We start from the raw sequence: 485 nt of genomic DNA, 5'->3' as shown, positions 1-485 counted from the left end.
ACACATCAATCCCGGCATCGGCGGCTTCCTCGATGAACGCTTTAATGACGTTATCCGGATAGTTCGTGTAGCCGACGGCGTTCGATCCGCGGAACAGCATCTGGAACAAAAGGTTCGGCATCTTTTCCCTCATCTTGGCAAGGCGGTCCCACGGGTCTTCTTTCAGGAACCGGTAGGCTACGTCAAAGGTGGCCCCGCCCCACATCTCCACGGAAAACAGTTCAGGAAGGAGATGTGCCGTCGGGCCGGCTGCCTGGAGCAGATCACGGCTGCGCACCCGGGTGGCCAAAAGCGATTGGTGCGCGTCCCGGAAGGTGGTGTCCGTTACCAGAACCTTCTGCCGGCTTCGTACCCAGTCTGCGAGACCGTCCGCTCCCCGTTCGTCAAGAATCTGCTTTGTCCCCGGCTGGATCTTGTGGTCCACCGGGATGGACGGGATTCTTGGCTCGGACTCCACCGGCTTTTTGGTCTTCTCAATGCCCGGG

At 59.6% G+C, this 485-nt stretch carries 1 pseudogene; it reads right to left on the bottom strand.

Annotated features, from left to right (window positions below):
* A pseudogene (locus ACFSCZ_RS17760) lies at window positions 1-485 on the bottom strand (pyruvate carboxylase); the annotation flags it as partial.

The sequence above is a fragment of the Siminovitchia sediminis genome, from assembly GCF_042680885.1.
GTDB lineage: Bacteria > Bacillota > Bacilli > Bacillales > Bacillaceae_C > Siminovitchia > Siminovitchia sediminis.
Note: the sequence above shows the minus strand (reverse complement) of the source record. Positions and strands in the feature narration are given on the sequence as shown.